Source organism: Desulfovibrio desulfuricans (genome assembly GCF_024460775.1).
GTDB lineage: Bacteria > Desulfobacterota > Desulfovibrionia > Desulfovibrionales > Desulfovibrionaceae > Desulfovibrio > Desulfovibrio desulfuricans_E.
Map to the genome: position 1 here is coordinate 70,859 of NZ_JANFYZ010000002.1, position 20,496 is coordinate 91,354.

The 20,496-nt window shown below is 62.0% G+C and carries 2 protein-coding genes; both read left to right on the forward strand.

Annotated elements, in window-relative coordinates:
- Nucleotides 1-127 precede the first annotated feature (127 nt).
- Nucleotides 128-16,948, forward strand: coding sequence for a non-ribosomal peptide synthetase (locus NE637_RS03065; protein ID WP_227117732.1), 16,821 nt, complete (start codon nucleotides 128-130; stop codon nucleotides 16,946-16,948).
- Nucleotides 16,945-20,496 (forward strand): alpha/beta fold hydrolase, encoded by a 3,552-nt coding sequence (locus NE637_RS03070; RefSeq protein ID WP_227117730.1) that lies wholly within the window; start codon nucleotides 16,945-16,947, stop codon nucleotides 20,494-20,496. The genes NE637_RS03065 and NE637_RS03070 overlap by 4 nt, the downstream gene beginning before the upstream one ends.

A 20,496-nucleotide genomic window follows, 5' to 3' on the forward strand; every position in this document is an offset into this window, starting at 1 on the left:
GCGTTCTGTTTGTGAATTTACGGCAAAAACTGCCCAAAGTATATGTAAAACTTGCTAATATACAGGCCGTGAGCTATTTTGCCCACCATATTGCACTAAGCGCATTAAAGCCGCAGTGGGGGACGGAATGGCAAAGATTGTGCCTTTAACCGGTTGTCAAAAAGAACTGTGGCTCTCGGCAAAAGCGGCGCTGTCCGACTATGCCGAAACCTCCATTCGGGGCTGTTATCACATTGACGCCCTGCTTGATCCCGATTTGTTGCGCCAGGCCATCAAGCGCACCCTGCATTTCACGCCTCTGCCCGCCGCCTCCCTGTGTCAGGATGAAGCCGAACCGTACTTTCTTGTGGGTGAACCGCAGGAACCTGATTTCAGGGTCCTGGACGCCGCTACGCAGCCGGACCCCGATGCCGCTGCCGACCGCATGATCGACGAGTTTTTTGAAGAACCGGTCGAAAATCCCCTTATGCGTTATGCCCTTGTCATCACTGGCGAGGCAAGCTGCATCGTTGCCATGAAGTGCTCGCACGTGGTGCTGGACGGGCTGGCATTCTTTTTTCACATAGCTGTTATTGCGGACGTTTACACAGCACTCGCACGTGGTGAAACGCCAGAACTTGGCGAGCCGTGCTCCTGCGAAGAAGCCTACCTTGAAGATCAGGCGCACTGCGCTTCGCCGCGGTTTCAGAAAGACATGACCTTTTGGCAGGAGCACCTTGCCCGCCTGCCAGAAAAGCGCCTGCTGCGCGCCCTGCCGGGGCGGCCCGATGTGCTTGGCGAGAGCCGCCACCAGAAGTTTGTGCTGTCAGAAAAAACCTCGAGTGAAACGTCCGCGCTCATTGCCGCCCACAAGGTCAGCCCTGCGGTGTTTTTTACAGGCATCTACGCACTCATCGTGTCGTTCATGAGCGGAGAAAAGGACATTGTGGCTCTTGCCCCAGTGGCCTATGGGGAGCGCAAGGTGCTGTACCGGCGGCAGGGGGCCATGATGTCGCTGCCGCCACTGCTGGTAAACGTGGCCGCGCACGATACCTTTGCAGGGCTGCTGGAGGCCGTCAGCGCCCAGAACGGATCCTTTTACCGCCATGTGCGCACGCCTTACCAACTGGCTGCCCGCCAGCTTGAAGGCAAAAATTTTGCCTTTCTGGCAGATACCTTTGTCAATTTTCTGCCCAATACACCTCCCGGCACGCCAGAATTCCCGATTGTCGAGGCGGAGCAGCGGCACAGCGCCAAGGAGCCGATCCTTTTCGGTACCCTGGTCATGCAGGAGCTGCGCTCGGGCTGCTTTTCGCTCACGGTGCGCAACAGCCGCAACCACCTGAGCGACAGGGATGTGGAGCGTTTTGTCGCCCGCGTTGAGAGCGTGGTGGCCCAGCTTGCCGCTGGCATTGAGCCGCCGCAGCTTGATTATCTGCTGGAAGAAGAAAAGCGGGAACTCGCGCAATGGCGCAGCGGCCCTGCCAGAAAGTATGATATCCGTTCCCTGCCCGAACTTTTTGACGCGGCGGCGGATGCCTTTGCCGGGCGCGTTGCAGTCAGGGACGAATGGGGCAACTCCCTTTCGTACGCGCAGGTGCGCGAAAATTCCCTGCGTTGCGCCTCGTGGCTGGCAGGGCAGGGCGTTGCACGGGGCGGCATTGTGGCTGTGGCGGCGCAGCGCACGGCCAATCTGCCCGAAGTTGTTCTGGGCATACAGCGGCTTGGCGCGGTCTATCTGCCCATAGACCCCAAGGCCGCACCCGACCGCATGGCCTATATTGTGGAAGACGCCGGGGCAGACATCACGCTTGACCTTGCCGATCTTGCCTACCGCCAAGCCCCCATAAGTCCCTTGCCGCAAGCACCCCGGGCAGAGGATGGGGCCTACCTGATCTACACCTCCGGCTCCACAGGCAAGCCCAAGGGCGTGCTGGCTCCGCACGGCGGCTTTGCCAACATGATCCAGGGGCAGATCGAGCTTTTTGGCGTGCAGGCCGATGACCATGTGCTGCAGTTTGCGCCGCCCATTTTTGACGCCTCGCTGTCGGAAATGTTCATGGCTCTGCTGGCAGGGGCCGCCCTGTATCCGGTGAGCGACCAGTGCCGCAACGCCCCCTGGACGTTGCGGCAGTACATGATCGATAACGACATCAGCATTGTCACCCTGCCGCCCTCGTACCTCAATCTTTTTGAGGGAGAGCCCTTTCCCGGATTGCGCGTGCTCATAACGGCGGGCGAGCCGCCGGTGGTGGGCGATGCCCTGCACTATGCCAAGGGCCTGCGTTATTTCAACGCCTACGGCCCTACGGAAACCTGCGTCTGCGCGGCAATGAAGGAAGTTTCGCCCTTTGAGCCGCAACCCATTGGCGTGGGCAGCCCCATCCCCAACGTGACGCTTTCCATCCGCAATGCCGAGGGGCGCGAGCTGCCCGCAGGCATGGCGGGCGAACTGTGGATAGGCGGGGCCAGCCTTGCCCTTGGCTACCACAACAAGCCTGAAATGACGGAGCAGCGTTTTGTCCATCTGCCGCAGGAAGGAAACGCCCGCTTTTACGCGTCCGGCGATCTGGCCTTGTGGTCGGACAAGGGTGAGATTCTGCTGCTGGGCCGCGCAGACGATCAGGTGAAGATTCGCGGCAACCGGGTGGAGCTGGCCGAGGTGGCCTGCCTGCTTGAGAGCTGCGAAAGCGTCAGTCAGGCGGCGGTGCTGGCCGTCAAGGATGCGGGCGGTCAGGCCAGCCTTGCGGCGTTTTTTGTGCTGCGGCCCGGCGCATCCATAGAAGCGGTGGTTTCGTGGAGCAGAACAAGCCTGCCGCCCTACATGGTGCCCTCAGCCTGGCATGTGCTGGAAGCTATGCCTCTTGCCCCCACAGGCAAGATAGACCGCAAGGCACTGCAAAGCCTTGCACGGCGGGGCGATGCTCAGGGCGGCAGTGTCCGCAAGCCCCATGCTGGCCTTCTGGAGATATTTGAGCGCGTGCTTGGCCGGGCCTATGATCCCGAAAAGAGCTTTTTTGCCCAGGGCGGCAACAGCCTTAACGCCATGTCGTTGCTGCACGCCATCCGAAAAACCTTTGACGTTGATATTTCCTTCCGCAGTTTTGTCAGCTGTGAAACGCTGTTTGATGTGGAATCCCTGCTTGGCGGCGTCCGTGCGGAGTCGGCCCTTGCAGGCATTGAAAGCGCGCCGCTCAGCACCGGGCAGTTCCGCATCTGGGCCTACCAGCAGGTTAACGAAGGCTCCATTGACTACAATATGCCCCTGCTGCTTGAACTGCGGGGCGACAAAACTGCGGATTTTCTGGAAGGCCTGCGCAGGGCTGCCAACGCGCAGGAGCTTTTTCACTGCACGGTGGCGGGCGATATAGACAATCCCCATTTTGCGCGGGGCAAGGGCGAGGTCTACCTGTGCAGCGTGGCCATTGCCGATGCGCGCGAAGCGGCGGTATTTTTTGACCAGCAGATACACACGCCTTTTGACCTGCGTGTGGAGCCGCCTGTGCGCCTTGTGGCCGCTGTTTTGCCGCAGTGCGTTCAGGTGCTTGTGCTGGTGCACCATGTGGCGGGCGATGGCGAAACCCTTGAAATCCTGCTGCAAAATGCCTTGCGCTATTTGCGCGGCGAGCCGCCCGCGTGCGGTCTGCTGGCTGTGCAGGAGGCTTTTTGCCGCAGGCAGGCCGCCTATGCGGCATCGCCAGCCTGCGCAGATGATGCGGCCTACTGGCAGGAGGTGCTTACGCCGCCCGTGCCCACTGTGAATCCGGCCACAGGGGCCGCCAGCCGCAAAGGCGCCATGATCGGCGTTGATCTTGATGCGGAAACCGCGCAGGGATTTGAAATTCTGGCAAGAAATTCTGGCGCGAGCGTGCTGGCCTGCTTTGTGGCCTTGGCGGGGCGCGCACTCTGCCGCCGCTTTGACAGAAAAGAACTGTTGCTGGGCGTGCCTATGGGGCTGCGCGAAACGCAGGACGAATTTTGCGCTGCCGGATTCTACGTCAACACCGTCCCCCTGCGTGTGCGCCTTGACGGCCTTGAAGACAGCGCCGCAGTGGCCGATGCCGCCCGGCAGATGCGGCAGGCCATTGAACACAGCCGTTACTGCGCTGCGGATATTGTACCCGAATTTCTGGCAACGCATGCGCATTTTGAACCTGTGGGAGTTCCGGGGCTTGAACTGAACAGGCTGGAGCTGGAATTGCGGGCCAGCAAGCTCACAGCCAGCTTTACCCTCGTAACAGGCACGGCTTCGCGCATTGTGCTGGAGTACGACGCGGGTTGCATAGCCGATGCCCCGGCTTTGCTGGATGATCTGGCGCAGAGCATGCGACGTGCCTGCGAAGGCCTTGCCCGCCGCAATCCCCGGCAGGTACTGGCCGATGCCTGGCGCGAGATTCTGCACCCCGGCAGTTCCAGCGCAGTGCAGGAAGAAAGCGACTTTTTCCGCGATGGCGGTGATTCCATCAAGGCTATCCAGATAACGGGCATTCTGCGCCGCAGCGGCATAACCGCCTTGAGCGCGCCGGATTTTTTGCGCAAGCCCCACTTTGGCGACCTCTGCACCCTGCTGGAAAGCGCCGACAGCGAGCTTTCTGCCGCGCAGGCGATGGACTACACGCCTGTTGCCCCTGGCGAGCAGGTTCCCTTGCTGCCATTTGCCCGCTATTTTCTGGGTGCGCATCCCAGTCACTGGCGGCAGTTCTTCATGCTGCTGCCGCTGGAAATTCGCTCGGATGTGCCAACGGCAAGCATTGAAGCATGGCTGCAAACCCTGCCGGAAAATCACGAATCCCTGCGCATGGCCTTTGCGCCGGATCATGCCGTGCTGCTGGCCGAACCGCAAAAAATAACCCTGCACTGCCGCGATTTCGCCGACACTGTGGAGCAGACAAGCCTGCTGCGCAAGGCGGTGGCGGAGATCACAGAGGGCCTTGATGCGGCATGCGGCAAAACTCTGGGGGCCATGCTGGCCCGGCAGGGCGAGAGGCGCTTCTTGCTGCTGGTGGGGCATCACCTTGCGCTGGACGCGCTTTCGCTTGAAACCCTGCGGCAGGGCTTGCTCCATTACTGCCGCACAGGCAAAGCCCAGTGCGAAGCGCACGGCCTTGCCCTGCGCGCCCGCGAGGTTGAGCGGCTGCGCGCCGCCGGGGTATTCCCGTCTGAGGAACAGCGCGCCTTGTGGCGGGCTGCCTGCGCCGAACCATGCGAACCCTTGCGGGCTCTTTTGCCCCAGAGCAGGGACAGGGGCCGGGACAGCGCCGCCAGCCGTGCCCGTCTGTCCGCGCAGCTTGAGGGCTTCCGGCAGGAATACAGCACCGATGCCAAGGCCGATCTGCTGGCCGCGCTTGCCTGCGCCCTGCACGCCCAGGGGCAGAAGGCGGCGGTGCGCGTAACACTTGAAAGCCACGGGCGCGATGAACTTTTGTCGGGCTTTGACGCCAGCCGCAGCCTTGGCTGGTTTACGGCGGTCTGCCCCATGCCGCTTGGGCCTTCCCTGAACTACGCGCAGGCCCGCGAAGCCCTCGGCCCGTGGCTTGCGCAGCATTTCAGCCCGGAAAACTGCAATGCCTATGGGTATCTGCGGCAGGAAAATCCGGCTGAATTTGGCTATGCGGCCCAGATTGCCTTTAACTATCTGGGGCGTTTGACGGGTCAGCCTGACGAAGAGGCCTCCCTGATGCTCTCGGCTCTGGCTCCGGGGCTTATCCCCGAGCTTGTCCACGCCGACATGGAGGCGGATGCTCCGCTGGAGCTTTCGGTTTTTTTTGACCAGCAGGGCATCCTGCATCTCGGGGCGTGGTTCAGCCCGCAGTGCCTGCCGCAGGATTGGGTTTCCGGCTTGCTCCAGAGTTGGCGTGCCGCCCTGAAAACCCTGCCCGCCTATCTGCCGCAGCAGACCCTGGATGCCATTTTTGCCGCCTGCGGCTGCCATGCGGAGGATGTGGAGCGCATCGCACAGCCGGATGCAGGGCATGCGCCCTTGCTGTATCAGTCCCTGCTTGCGCAATCTGGGGTTTACACCCAGCAGGTGGAATTTCATTTTCGCGGCCCGGTGGATGTTTTTGCGCTCATGCGCGCGTGGGAAGCGCTCACCGCGCGGCACGAAAGCCTGCGTTCGCTCTTTCCCATGCCGGTGGAGGGCGAGTTTTACCGCGTGGTGTTGCTCAAGGGCCGCACCAGCCTTGAGTTCCACGACTTTTCCCATTTGCCGGAGGCCGAGGCCGAGGCGGAAGCACAGGCCCTGCTGCGCGCGGAGCGGCAGCGCGGCTTTGACGTGCAGCGCGGCCCTCTGCTGCGGGCGCGCTTTTTCCGCCGGGGTGCCGACCGCGTGGTCATGAGCTGGTGCTTCCACCACCTGCTTATGGACGGCTGGTGCATGGGCGTGCTGCTGCGGGAGCTTTTTGCCCTGGCCGGGGCCAAGGGTGGGCCGGAAAACAGCCGTTTGCCGGAGCCTTTCCCGCTGGAGACCTATTCCCGCTGGCGCGCGCAATTTGATGAGCGTGCGGCGCGGGCCTACTGGGCTGGATTGTTGCAGGATTTCAGCGGGCCAACCGGGGTTGAGCTGGCCCAACCGGCTCCCCGCGCTGCCGCCCCCGGGGAATTTGACGAACCGCTGACAGTGGAACTGGAGCTGGACGCCGCCCTGAGCGCCAGCCTGCAAGAACTGGCAAAAACAGAGGCGGTGACGCTCTCCGCCCTTGTTCAGATGCTGTGGGCCATTGTGCTCGGCAATGCCAACAATGGCTGCCGCGATGTGGTCTTTGGCGTGGTTACTTCGGGCCGTCCGGCGGAGCTGGCGGGCATTGAGTCCGCCGTGGGGCTGTTCATCCAGACCTTGCCCCTGCGGGCGCGCTGGACAGCCAGCGACTCCCTCGGCGCGCTGCTGGCCCAGGTGAAAGAGCAGAATCTGCAACAGATGCGCTATGGCTATGTGCCCCTGTCGACACTGGGCAGAAACCTGCTCGACCACCTGATGGTCTTTGAAAATTATCCTGTGGACACGAGTTTTGATCACAATCGTGTTGAACTGCGCGACATGCGCGGTTTTGAAAAGCTGCCTTACGCCCTGGGCATTTCGGTTATTCCTGGCGTGAATCTGCGTTTCCGCTTTTTATATGATCCCGAGCGCTTGCCCGAAGAGAGGGCGCTTGCCCTGCGCAATGGGCTGCATGCCGTGCTTGCGGCAGCAGCCTCAGGGCGCGCGCGTACCTGCCTTGCGCTGGAAGAAGCGGCGAACAACGCTGGGGCAGGCGCAGAAAGGCCCGCAGGAGAACATGGCGGCGCAGAACTGGGCGGGGCAGAAAATGCGCCCGGTGACGCTGCCGCCGCAACCGGGCAAGCCCAGGTCCCGCAGGGGCCGGATGTGGCGGCTCTGGCGGAAACCGTGCGCGCTGCCTATGCCGCCGTGCTTGGTTGCCCTGTGGATTCTGTGGATGCGGATTTTTTCCAGCTTGGAGGGCACAGCCTGATAGCCATGAGTCTGCTCTCGCAGTTGAGCAAAAGCCTCTCCGTGGCAGTGGGCATAGAGGATGTGATGGGCTACCCCAGCCCGCGCGCCCTTGCCGCCCGCATTGGCAGTCTGGCAAAGCCGGATGCTGTTATTCCGCGAGTGGAAGAGCTTGCAGCCTACCCCCTGTCGCCAGCCCAGCAGCGCATCTGGTTTCTGCAAAAGCTGCATGAGGGCGGTCAGGTTTATGTGATTCCCTTTGCGGCCCGGTTGCGCGGCCCCGTGGATGCAGTGGCCCTGCAAAAGGCCCTGACATTGCTTGAGGAAAGGCACGATGCCCTGCGCCTGCGCGTGGCGCTGGATGCACCGGAGCAAAGCCTTGCCCCTGCTGGCGGTCTGCGGCTTGAAAGCTACGATACGCCCCTGACTGATGCAGCCTACCTAGGCATGAGCCTGCCTCTGGGGCCGGAAAGGCCCTTGGTGCGCGTGGCCCTGTTCCGGCAGGAGGACGGCAGCCATGCGCTGGTGTTCTGCTTCCATCACATCATATTTGACGGCTGGTCGGCGGAAGTTATCACCCGCGAACTCAACGAAGCCTACGGCGCGGTGTTGCAAGGCCGTGTGCCGCAGTGGCGGCCTCTGGATCTGGATTTTGCAAGCTACGCCCTGTGGGAATCGCAGCGGGAGGCGGAAGGGCTTGAGCAGATATGCAGCGACCTCGCGCCCCTGCCGGAGCGTTTGCGCCTGCCGCTGGATTACCCCCGCCCGGCGGTACAGCGTTTTGAAGGGGCCGTGCAGAGTTTTGATCTGGGGCTTGAGCGCAGCCACGCCCTCAAGGACTGGGCCCAGCGGGCCGGGGTAACGGTATTTCCCGTGCTGCTTGCGCTGGTGGATGCCTTTTTGCTCCGCCATACCGGGCAGGACGACATTATTGTGGGTTGCCCTGCGGCAAACAGGGAGCATGAGCAGGTTCAGGGCGTTGTGGGCCTCTTTGTCAACACCCTCGCAGTGCGGGCGCGCATGAACGCGCAGGGCGGCTTTGCCGAGTTGGCAGGCACGGTGGATGCCGCATTCAGAAAATCTTTGGCCGTGCAAAGCTGCCCCTTTGAAAAAGTTATCGAAGCCGTGGGGGTGGAGAGAAATGCCGCGCGCAATCCCGTATTTGACGTGTTTGCCGCGCTGGAAGACGCAAGCTGGAACAATTTTGGCCGTGCGCCCCTGTGCATGGAGCCTCTGCCCCTGCCGCACCAGAGCAGCAAGTTTGACCTGAGTTTTTACTTCAAGGAGCGGGCGGACGGCGGCTATACGGTGGATGTGGAATACTGCACCGAGCTGTTCAGCCCGCAGACAGTCCGCCGCATGGCGGAGCGCCTGCTGACCCTTGCGGACGCCGTGCTGGCTGATGATGCAAAACCCTTGGCCGAACTGGATATTCTGCCAGCGCGGGAGCGCGCAGAACTTGCCAGCTTTAATGATACGGCGGAACCGCTGGATGTCGCCGCCGACATGGACAGCCGTTTTCGCGCTCAGGCTGCCCGCACTCCCCATGCTCCGGCAGTGCTGGACGCCGCAGGCACGGCTGTTTCCTATACGCAGTTCAACGCGCAGGTGGATGCCGTGTGCGCATGGCTGCAAGGGCAGGGCGTGGAGCGCGGGCAGTATGTGTGCATGTGTTTTGAACGCTCGCCCGCTATGCTGGCCTGCATTTTTGCAGTTTTGCGGCTTGGGGCAGTCTATGTGCCGCTTGCCGCCACTTTGCCCGCCGAGCGCATGCGGTCTGTGTTTGAAGACCTCGGGCAGTGCGTGGTGCTGTGCGAAGCGCGCTTTGCGGAGGCCTTCCGCAAAAATTTGCAGGACGGGCAGAATGGGCAGTACGGCCAGCGCGTGCTCTCGCCTGATTTTGAGGCGCTGGTCGCTGGCGCGCAGGTGCCGGGCGCTGTTCCTCATTATGAAGCGGACCCCTTGCCGCCGGATTCCCCGGCCTACGTGATCTTTACTTCCGGTTCCACCGGGCGGCCCAAGGGCGTGCCTATCGGACACGCCAGCGTTGCCAACCGTCTGTTGTGGATGCAGTCGCGCTTTCCCATCGGGCAGGGCGACGTGGTGCTGCAAAAAACCACCATCACCTTTGACGTGTCGGTATGGGAGCTGTTCTGGTGGTCGTGGCAGGGCGCTGGCATTGCCCTGCTGGAACCGAATGCGGAGAAAAATCCTGCCCTTATTGTGCAGGCCATAGAGAGCCGCCGGGTCACGGTGCTGCATTTTGTGCCGTCCATGCTGCGGGCCTTTCTGGATCATCTTGAGGCGCATCCCGGCGATGTGCGCAGACTGCGGTCATTACGCTATGTGTTCACCAGCGGCGAGGCCTTGCCCCGCGAGCTTGTGGCGCGGTGGAACGCCCTGACGCATGCGGATCAGTTGCAGGTGGAACTGCACAATCTCTACGGCCCCACCGAGGCTACCGTGGACGTCTCTTGGCAGCCCTGCCTGAACACGCCGCCCCATGCGGTACCCATTGGCCGCCCGGTCAGCAATACCCGGCTATACGTGCTGGATGCCTGCAAGAACCCTGTGCCGCTGGGCGTAACGGGTGAGATTTATATCTCGGGCATACAGGTTGCCAGAGGTTATCTGAATAGGCCCGACCTCACGGCCCAGCGTTTTATGGATGATCCTTTTGCCCACGGCAGCCGTATGTACCGCACGGGCGATCTGGGGCGATGGCTGACTGATGGCAGCATTGAATACCTCGGGCGCAACGATGATCAGGTGAAAATTCGCGGCTACCGCATTGAGCTTGGCGAGGTCGAGGCGGCGCTTGGGCGCTGCCGGGGCGTCTCGCAGGCGGTGGTGAGGATGGGGCGCATTGGCGAATACGCGGCGCTTGAGGCCTTTTTGCTGCCGCAGGGCGGCGCGCGGCTTGATCTGGCAGGCATCCGCGCGGAGCTTGCGGCCCTGCTGCCCAACTACATGTGTCCGTCCCGCTTTTTTGTGGTGCAAGACATCCCGCTGAGTCCCTCGGGCAAGGCAGACCGCAAGCGCTTGCAGGGCCAGCCCCTGCTGGCGGGTGGAGAAAGGAGCGCCGTCCCTGAGCATGCCCCGGATGCATTGCAGTCTGGCCCTCAGTCTGGTCTGGAATCCGGCCTCTCCCCCACATTGATCGAAGCCGTGCGCGAAGTGTGGCGGCAGGTTATGCCAGAAGTGGAAGCGGGTTCTGATTTGGGATTTTTTGACGCGGGGGGCAATTCGCTCCTGCTGGTGCGGCTGCACACCCTGCTGGACAAGCAGTGGCCGGGAGTATTCACGCTGGCCGGGCTTTTTTCAGAAAGCACCATCCGCGCGCAGGCCACCTTTATTGCGCGTGTGCAGCAGGTTGGCAGCACGGTTGCAACCCGCCATGCAACCACAGCGCCCATAGCCATTATCGGTATGGCCGTGCGCCTTGGCGATTATGCCGATGTGCAGAGCTTCTGGCGCGATCTTGCCAGAGGCGCGGACAAGAATATTCCCATGCCCGAAAAAAGGCGCGGCGAAACGCGGCAGATATTTGATGCCGTGGGCCTTGCCTTTGACAAGGCCCGCCTGCGCGAGGCCGCCTATCTTTCGGACATTTCCTCCTTTGATTACCGGCGGTTCGGTCTTTCGCCCAACGATGCCAGCCTGCTTGACCCGGCCCAGCGCGTGTTTCTTGAAACAGCCCTGCGTGCCCTGGACGATGCGGGCTACGGCGGCAGCGCCCTGGAAAACGCCGATGTGGGCGTTTTTGTGGGCGCAAGCCCGGTGCGCCTGTTCCAGACTGCCGTGACGCGGGCCTTTCCCGATCTGGCGGAGCAGACCTACCTGCTCAATGTGCCTTCCAACGTGCTGGCCCGTCTGAGCTACATGAAAAACTGGCACGGCCCTGCGGCCAGCGTCGATACGGCCTGTTCGTCTGTGCTGGCGGCCCTGCATCAGGCCTGCCGCAGCCTGCACGAGGGCGAGTGCGCCGTGGCCCTTGTGGGCGGCGCGCATGTTATTGATCTGCCTGTAAAGGCCGATGCGGCCTTTGCCATCGAGTCTGTCTCTGGCCGTACAAGAACCTTTGACGCCGAGGCCGAAGGCGTTGGCGCGGGCGAAGGGGCGGCGGTATTTCTGCTCAAGCCGCTGGATGCCGCACTGCGCGATCATGATGCCATACATGCGGTGATCCCCGGCAGCGCCGTCAATCAGGACGGCAAGTCCTCCAGCATGGCCGCGCCCAATCCCGAGGCGCAGGCCGAGGTCATTGACCGCGCTGCACGGAACGCGGGCGTCTCACTGGCGGACATCCAGTTTTTTGAGGCCCACGGCACGGCTACTGTTCTGGGCGACCCGGTGGAAATCGAGGGCCTGCGCAGGGCCTTTGCGCGGCAGGGCGCGCGGCGGGAGCACAAGGCACTTATCGGTTCGGTCAAGGGTAATCTGGGGCATCTGGATGCCGCCGCTGGCGCTGCCGGCCTTGCCAAGGCCGTGCTCTGCCTTGAAAACGGCCTTGTGCCGCCGCAGCCGCATTTTGAGCGGCCCAATCCCCATATCGATTTTGAGGCCGCGCCCGTGCGCGTGGCGCAGATGCTTGAGCCGTTGCCTCCGCAGGAGCGCCCCTGGCGTTGCGGCGTCAGTTCCTTTGGCCTCAGCGGCGTAAATACCCATGTGATTGTGGCGGAGCATCAGGCGCAGCCTTTGCCGCAGGACGACGGGCACTGGCAGTGCGTTGTGTTTTCCGCCCCGGACGAAACCTCGTTGCAGGACTACGCCAAGGCGGTCGCGGCGGCTGTGGCGCGCAACGAGGGCTGGCCCCTGCATGCCATTGCCGCCACCCTCATGACCGGGCGGGATGCCCTGCCTGTGCGTGCGGCTCTTGTGGCGCGTTCCCGGCAGGAGCTACTTGAGCAGCTTGAGGCCGGACTCACGGGCGTTGCCGCGGGCAATGCGGCACGCCATGACAGCCGGAGCAGTATGGAAAATCCGCTCCCCGGCGCATTCTTTGCCTCGCAGGAAGCGGCGCAGGCAGCCGCCAGCGCCTACCTTGCCGGGGCAAGGATTGCGTGGCCCGCAGAAAAGCCCGTCTACAGGGTGCATCTGCCCGCAGCCCCCCTCGCCGCCGCTACGTTGTGGCCGCGTTTTGCAGCGCACTTTCTTTCCGAACCCGTCATAACGCCTGCCGGAAAGGCCTTTGCCCTTGCCGTGGACAGGCCGGATTTCTGGCCTGCGGCGGAGCACAGGCTTGAGGGCACCCCCTTGCTGGTGGGCATGAGCCTGCTGGATTGTCTTGGATGGATCGGCGGAGCCGCCCCCCTGAGCCTGCACGACCTGCGCTGGCGCAAGCCAGTAACCTGCGGCCCAGGACGCCGCGTGGTGCTGCTGGCGCAGGAGCAGGGCGATGCCCTTGCCGTGGAACTGCACCATTTTGAGCCTGCCGACCACAAGGCTGGCGAGACTTCTACTAAGTGGCAGGCCACTGGCACGTGGAGCGTGGCCGCCAGCGGCCTTGTGCGCGGCGGGACTGCCCGCCCTGCGGCGTTGAATCTGGCTACAGTGCGCGAAAGTCTGCGCGAAATTGCGCAGCAAGATACGCCGGAAGATTCGCCGCTCATGGTCAGCGGGCGCTGGCAGTGCCGCAAGGCGCTCTGGGTGGCGGAGGACGGCAATACCCTGCTGGCAGAGCTGTGCCTGCCCGAGGCCTATCGTGCGGATTTCAATACCTTCCGCTGGCATCCGGCCATGATGGATATTGCCGCAAGCCTTGCCCTGCGCGACGCTTACGGGTTTGTGCCCGCTGGTTGCCGCATGGCGCGGCTCCACAGCCCCCTGACCGCGCAGGCCTTTGCGCTGGTGCGTATCACTGACCGTCAGCAGGGCATGATTGTGGCCGACTGCGCGGTGACGGACGCCTCGGGCCAGATTGTTGCGGAGCTTGAAGGAATGACCTTTATGGCCCTTCGCAAGGGACAGGCCGTTGGCAAATCCGGCCCGGATACGCCGCAGATTCATTCTTTGCATAGTGACCAGCCTCAGTCGGAACTGTACGCCATTGGGTGGAAGCAGGCCGATCTGGAAGGCTCTGTTGCCGGGCCGCAAAACATCATCTTGCTTGGCGGGCAGGGGAGCCTTTTGGGTGAAACCCTGGAGCCGCTTGCGCACGCGCACCGTCCCTTGCCCTTGCTGGCGGATGAAGCCCGCGCTCTGGCGCGTGAAATCCTTGCTGGCCCCACAGATCATCTGCTCTGGCTGCCTGCATCACAGTCTGCTGGACAGCATGGCGGGCAAAACGACACGTGGCCGCTCTGCGCCCTGCTGCAAGAGATTTGCAGCGGTGGTCTGCGCCGCCCCCTGCGCGTCACCGTTGTGGGCAGGGGGGCCTTTGTGGCAGGCGGTTCTACCCCTGAACCGCATCAGGAATGTTTGCCGCAGGGTGCGTTGTACATGGGGCCGCTTCTCTGCCTGCCGTGGGAAGAACCCAGAATTTCCTGCGCCTATGTGGAGCTTGAGGAGCAGAACGCAGCTTCCGTAGCGGCCTTTGCGGCCAGCCTCGGGCTGGTTGACGGGCCGTATGTGGCGGCACACGATGGCACGGTGCGTGTGCGTGAGCTGGTCAAGCTGCCATCTGCGCCTGCGCTAACCACTATGCCCGTTATAACAAAGAACGGTTGCGTGGTGATCACCGGCGGCCTCGGAGGCATGGGCCAGACGCTGGCGCGCCAGATTTATGAGCGCCACGGCGCGCACGTGGTTTTGCTGCACAGAAGCAGCCAGTTGCCGCCCCATGCGCTGGAGGGCGTGCCCTTTGTCGCCTTCCGCTGCGATGTCGCGGACGCCGCGCAGGTTGAAGAGGTTTTTGCAAAAATCCGGCGCGAGGTCGGCCCGGTGCAGGGCGTCATTCATACGGCTGGCGTGGCTGGCAGGGGCTATCTGCTGACCAGCGACAGGCAGGGATATGAATCCGTACTGGCCCCCAAGGTGGCTGGCACCTGGAATCTGCACAAGGCAACCCTTGGCGATGATCTGGCCTTCTTTGTGCTGGCTTCATCGCGCACGGCCCTTGTGGGTGCGCCGGGGCAGAGCGACTACACCGCCGCCAATGCCTTTTTGAACGCTTTTGCCCGGTATCGCCGCCGCCTTGGGCTGCCCGCGCTTTCCATTAACTGGAACACATGGTCGGGCGTGGGCATGGCCGTTCGCGAGGGGCTTGGCAACGGGCCGGAGGCCGCAAACATGCTTGCGCCGCAGCAGGCCCTTGCCGTGCTTGAAGCCGCACTTGCCAGCGGTGAGGAACTTGTGGCTGTGGGCATGACGGGCGAAAGCGTAGAGGATTTTGCCCTTAACGGCCTGCCCGGGAGCGAGTTGCCCGGCAGCATGTTGGGCAGCGCGTCAATCAGCAGCAGTGCGGCGAAGGGCAATGCCACGCAGGCGCAACCCGGCGTTAATGCCGACAGTCTTGATGGGGCGGCCCTGCTTGAGATTATCCGCGATTGCCTTGGATATGACAGACCGCTGACCAGAGAGGACGACTTTTTTGATCTGGGCGGTGATTCCATTGCCGCAACGCGCATTGTGAACAGGCTGGACAAGGAGGCGGGGCTTGCCCTCGCTGTGGCGGATCTGCTGGAAAGCGACACCCTCGGCGATATTGTTGACTGCGCCCTTGCCTCGTGCAAGCCAACGCAGCCGCTGCAACAAACCGAGGAAACAACGCCAGTTCTGGATAAGTACCCCGTGGGCAACGAGCAGCTTGCCATCCTGTATGCCGACATGGTCAGCGAGGGTGATCTGGGTTTCAACCTGCCAGCATTCCTTGTGATGCCGCCTGATGCGGACGCGGCGCGGCTTGAAAAGGCCCTTGCCCAGATTGTGGAACGGCACGAGGCGTTGCGCACGAGCTTCTGCGATTTTGAGGCCGAGCGTCCGGCCATGATTATTCATCCCTTTACGGGATTTACCCTTGAAGAAAGGCGCATCCCAGATCTTGCGCACAAGGATGACATTATCCGGCCCTTTAACCTGCGGAACGAAACGGGCTTTCGCGCCTGCCTGCTTGTGACCGATGCGGGTGAAAAGGTGTTGTTCATTGATCTGCACCACGCCCTTGGGGACGGCAGAACCATGTCGCTGCTCAATGTGGAGCTGTACCGCCTGTATCACGGGCTGGAGCTTGCGCCTGTGACCGCGCAGATGAAGGATATTGCCTGGCGGCAGGTCATGCATCCCGATGCCGAAGCCGCAGCCTACTGGCAGAATATTTACAAGGACGAATTGCCCCGGTTGGACCTGCCCGCATCGCATCCCCGCCCCCGGGTTCATACCGGCAGGGGCGGCACGTATGAATTTGATCTCGCACCGGAGCTTGTACAGGCCATCAAGAGCCTGGCCCGCAGGGAAGGGCTGACCAACTATCAGGTTTCGCTCTGCGCCTGGAGCCTGCTGGCGCAGGCCTACACCGGCTCGCAGGATATCGTGGTCGCTGTTTCGATGGACGCGCGGGGCGAACATCTCAACACCGCGGGCATGCTGGCGTCAGTGCTGCCGCTGCGTTTCAGCGTAGATCCCGACAAGCCTCTTTCCGCCCTGCTGCGCGCCACGCGGCAGGTAAGCAACGAAGGCATGCGCCACCGTGCCTACATTCTGAACAGCCTGCTGGCGGACCTCCGGCAGACCGCATGGCCGGACAGATCGCCCCTGTCGGAGATCATTCTCTCATACATGAACTTTGAATTTGCCGCCGAAGGGCAGGGCCTGTTTGAATCCCTGCGGTTCAGCAAATTTTCCAGCAAGACGGATCTTTCCATCTTTGTGAGCGATATTGGCGAGAGCATAAGCATTGCCATTGAATACTACGCAGATCTGTTCAGTGAGGCCGATGTGCTGCGCATGGCCCGCGACTATGTGCGCATGCTTGAACTCATGACCTCCGCGCCTGTGGACGCGCCGCTGCGCTTTATGCCCACTGATTTGCCGTGCGCCGCTGGCGGCGCGGTAAGCCTCGAGCAGTGCGAAGCCTTGGCCCCGGCAGCCTTGCAACAGGGCATTGAAGCCTTGGCTGCGGGCAAGGGAGCATCTGCCGAAGCGGTGCTGCTGACGGTGTTTGCCGTACTGATGGGCAAGGTGACCCAGCAGGAGCAATTTGTGGTGGAAGTGCCGCCAGAGTGCGCCATCAGGTTCAGCATTGACGACAATATGGAGTTTGATGAACTGCTGGCCTTCACGCAAAAGAGGCTGACGGAAAAGGCTGGTATGGGGGGGGCTGACCACGGTGATTCTGGCCCTGCCGATACTGACATGCCCGCCATGCAAAGCGGCCTGCGTTTGGGCTTTGCTTTGGCAGAGGGGAGTATCTCCACACCTGCGCAGGGCAAGGGTTACGGCCTGTTCTGCTCGGTTCGGGAACAGGAGGAAGGTCTGGCCCTTTATTTTGCGTATGATCCGCAGCAGGTTGGCGCGGAAACAGCTCAGGACTGGCTGACCTATTACGGGAATTTTCTTGAAGGCATAATTGAAGGGGCGGCATGATGAAGCTATCGGATTTTTCCTTTGCCGCTCCTGCAAAAAATTCTGCAAGGCCTGAATCTGCCGGTATTTCAGGTTCTGGCCCGCAGACAGCGGGCACCACGCAGGCAGAGCAGGACTTTGTCAGCCTTGAGCACCTGTTCCGCAGCATTGCCGACGCAAGGCCAGAGGTCCAAGCCCTGACCGGGGGCGGCCTGGGGCTGACCTTCAGGGAACTGGACGTTCTTTCGGAGCGTATTGCCCGTTTTATCCTTACGCAGGGGTATGGGCACGAGGCTGTGGTGGGCGTGCTGTGTGCGCGCGGCGCGGTGTATCTGGCTGCGGCCCTTGGCGTCATGCGGGCCGGGGCGGTGTATCTGCCCGTGGAGCGCGAGCAGCCGCAAAGCCGCAAAGAGGCCATGCTGCGGCCCGCAAGCCTGATTATTGCCGACAGCGCCTGCCTGCGCGAGGCCGAGTATTTTCATTACAGAAATCCCGGCATCCGGCACGTACTCTGCCTTGATGCGCAGGAGTATGACGATGCCGCCGAAAAAGGCACAGGCCTTGTAAGCACGGAATACTGGGAGCAGGTGGCGCAGGCGGGCAGCGACATGGGCTGGAAGAGCGATTTTGACGCCGCCCCCTGCCCGCAAAGCGAGCTTGCTGCCTTGGCCGCTGCCGTGCTTGAAAAATGCGGGCTGGCTCGCAAAGCAGAGGCTTACAGTGCAAAGGCATTTGCGGCAGGCCGCAAGGTGCTGGATGTGGGCAGCGGGTCTGGCTGCGTGGCGCAGGCGCTTGCCGGGGCCGCGCAGGAATATGCGGCCGTGGATCTGGCCCGCAATGAACTCAGCCGCCTTGCCGGTTTTGACGCTGCCGCCAGGGTGACGCCGTATCGTATGGAGGCGGCGGACATACATTTTCTTGAAGGCCAGACCTTTGACGTGGTGGTCATGAACGGCGTGGTGGAAAATTTCCCCGGCTACAATTATCTGCGCAGGGTGCTGAATCACGCCGTACAGATGCTCACGCCAGAAGGTCTGGTTTTTGTGGGTGCTGTGCGCGATCTGGATTGCCGCAATGATCTGCGGGCAGCCTTGCAGGCCCATGCCCTTGCCACCGGCGATCAAACCGGCCTGCTGCGGCTTGATGCCTCTGCCGAGCTGTTTGTTCCCCGGCAGTTTTTTATGGAGTGGGCGGCGCGCTGCCCTGTGCCGGTGGAAGTGACGTTCTCCCCCTGCGGTCTGGGGCAAAACTCTAGCCAGAGCGCGGGGCAGACCTGCCCGGAGAGCGAAAGCCAGCATGGAGTGCAGGCCTTCCGCTATGATGTGGTCATCCGCCCCGGCGGCAGCCGTCCTCAGGTTCCGGTTTCGCTCTCGCGTTTTGGCGCGCAGCATCTGCCGCCTGCGGGCGGGCAAGCCCTGCCCCCATGCGATCCCGCCCAGGCTGCCTATATCGTCTATACCAGCGGTTCAACGGGCACTCCCAAGGGGGTGGTGGTAGAGCACCGCAACCTCATGCACATTTTGCGCGCCCTGCGGCCCTATGCGGCGGGCTGCGAGAGGGTGGGGCTGGTTGCGCCCCTGTCGTTTGACGCTTCTGTGCAGCAGTTGGCCGTGTCTGTCTTCAGCGGCAAAAGCCTGCATGTGCTGTCAGACGAAGAACGCAAGAACCCCTCGCTTTTTTGCGCCTGCGCGCGTGAGCGCGGGCTTGACCTGTGCGACATGACACCCGCGTTTTTCAACGTGCTTACAGACTGGCTTGCCGGGCAGCGCCAGCCGTTGCCGCTCAAGGCGTTGCTGCTGGCGGGCGAGGTGCTGCGGCCCGATGTTATCCGCAAATTTTACGCCATCCCCGGCAACGAGGGCGTGGTGCTGTTCAATGTGTACGGCCCCACGGAATGCACGGTGGACAGCAGCGCCTTTCGCATAGATGTGGGCAACCATCAGGATTTTACCGCCTATCCCATTGGCAGGCCTCTTGAAGGCGTGCGCATCTGCGCGATGGACAAAAATTGTCAGGAGTTGCCCGATTCCGTCACTGGCGAACTGTGGATTTTTGGCGATGGCGTGTCGCGCGGCTACCTGAACAACGCCAGCCCCGGTGCGTTTGTGGAAAAAAACGGCCAGCCCTGCTATCGCACGGGTGACAACGGTTATGTGCAAAATGGCCTTGTTTTTTACCGTGGACGCGAAGACCAGCAGGTGAAGATACGCGGCAACCGGGTGGAGCTTGGCGAGGTGGAAAAAGCCGTTGCGGGTTTTCCCGGCGTGCGTCAGGTGGCGGTGGTGGCGGATACATTTCGCGCCGGGGAGGAAAAGACCCTTGCGGCCTATGTGGTGGGCACTATCGATATGGCCGTGCTGCGCGGGTATCTTGAGCAACACCTGCCGCCGTACTGCGTGCCCGCTTATTTTGTCCCCATGATGGAACTGCCGTTTTCGCTCAACCGCAAGATAGACAAAAAGGCTCTGCCGTCACCCCTGGGCGGGGTGGAAATTCAGCGTGGGCGCATGCCTGCCGGGCCTGTGGAAGAAAAACTGGCCGAGATATGGAAGCGCCTGCTGGGCGTTGATATTACCGATGCCGATGCTGGTTTCTTCAGTCTGGGAGGTCACAGCATTCTTTCCATCAGGCTTATTGCCATGATTGAAAAGGAAATGGGCGTGCATGTGGCTGTGAACGAGCTGGTCACGCATTCAAGCATCGCGCAGCTTGCGGCCCTGCTGGCCGGAAAGACCGAAAAGCGCGAAAGCCCTGTTATCCAACTGCAACACTGCGAGGGCGGCAAGAACCTTGTGCTGTTTCACCCTGTTGGCGGCAGCGTGTTCTGCTACAGCGACCTCGCGCGCCTGCTTGGCGGCAAATATACGGTCTACGCTGTTGAGGCGGCGGGATTCAGTCAGCGCCGCACATCGCTTACCACAGAGCTGCACACGGTTGAAAGTCTGTCGGAGTATTATCTGGACGAAATGCTCAAGGTCGAGAGCCGGGATATCATCTGGGGCGGCTGGAGTTTCGGCGGCCTGCTGGCCTATGAATGCTCCCGGCGGTATGCGGCGATGGGCAACCGCAGCGAGCCTGTCATCATTCTCGATACCGTGGCCGACAATACCCGCGCAAAACAGATGGCGGCCAAGGATGACATCGAACTCTTGCAGCTCATTTTGCAGCAAGGTATGGCCTTTGACCCCGTAAAGCTGCGCGCCATGCCGCGTGAGCAGCAACTGGGCTATCTTGTGGAGTGCGGGGAGAAAAGCGGATTGTTGCCTGCCGGGTTCAGCGCCGTGCAGATGGACAACCTGCTGCTGACCTATCGCGGCAATACCCTGGCGGCTGCACGCTATGAGCGGCCAAGCCCTTCCGACTGCAATCTGTTGCTGGTGCGCGCGCTGGATTTTGCAAGCAACCCGCAGATAATAATGAATGACGACTATCAGGGTTGGGGCCGCTTTTTGAAAAAGGAAAACATCTCGCTGCGCTGGACGCAAGGCACCCATGAAACCATGCTTTCTGCTGGCCTTGCCGCAAATGTGGCCCAGCTCATACTGGAATATCTTGAATGTGAAAAATAG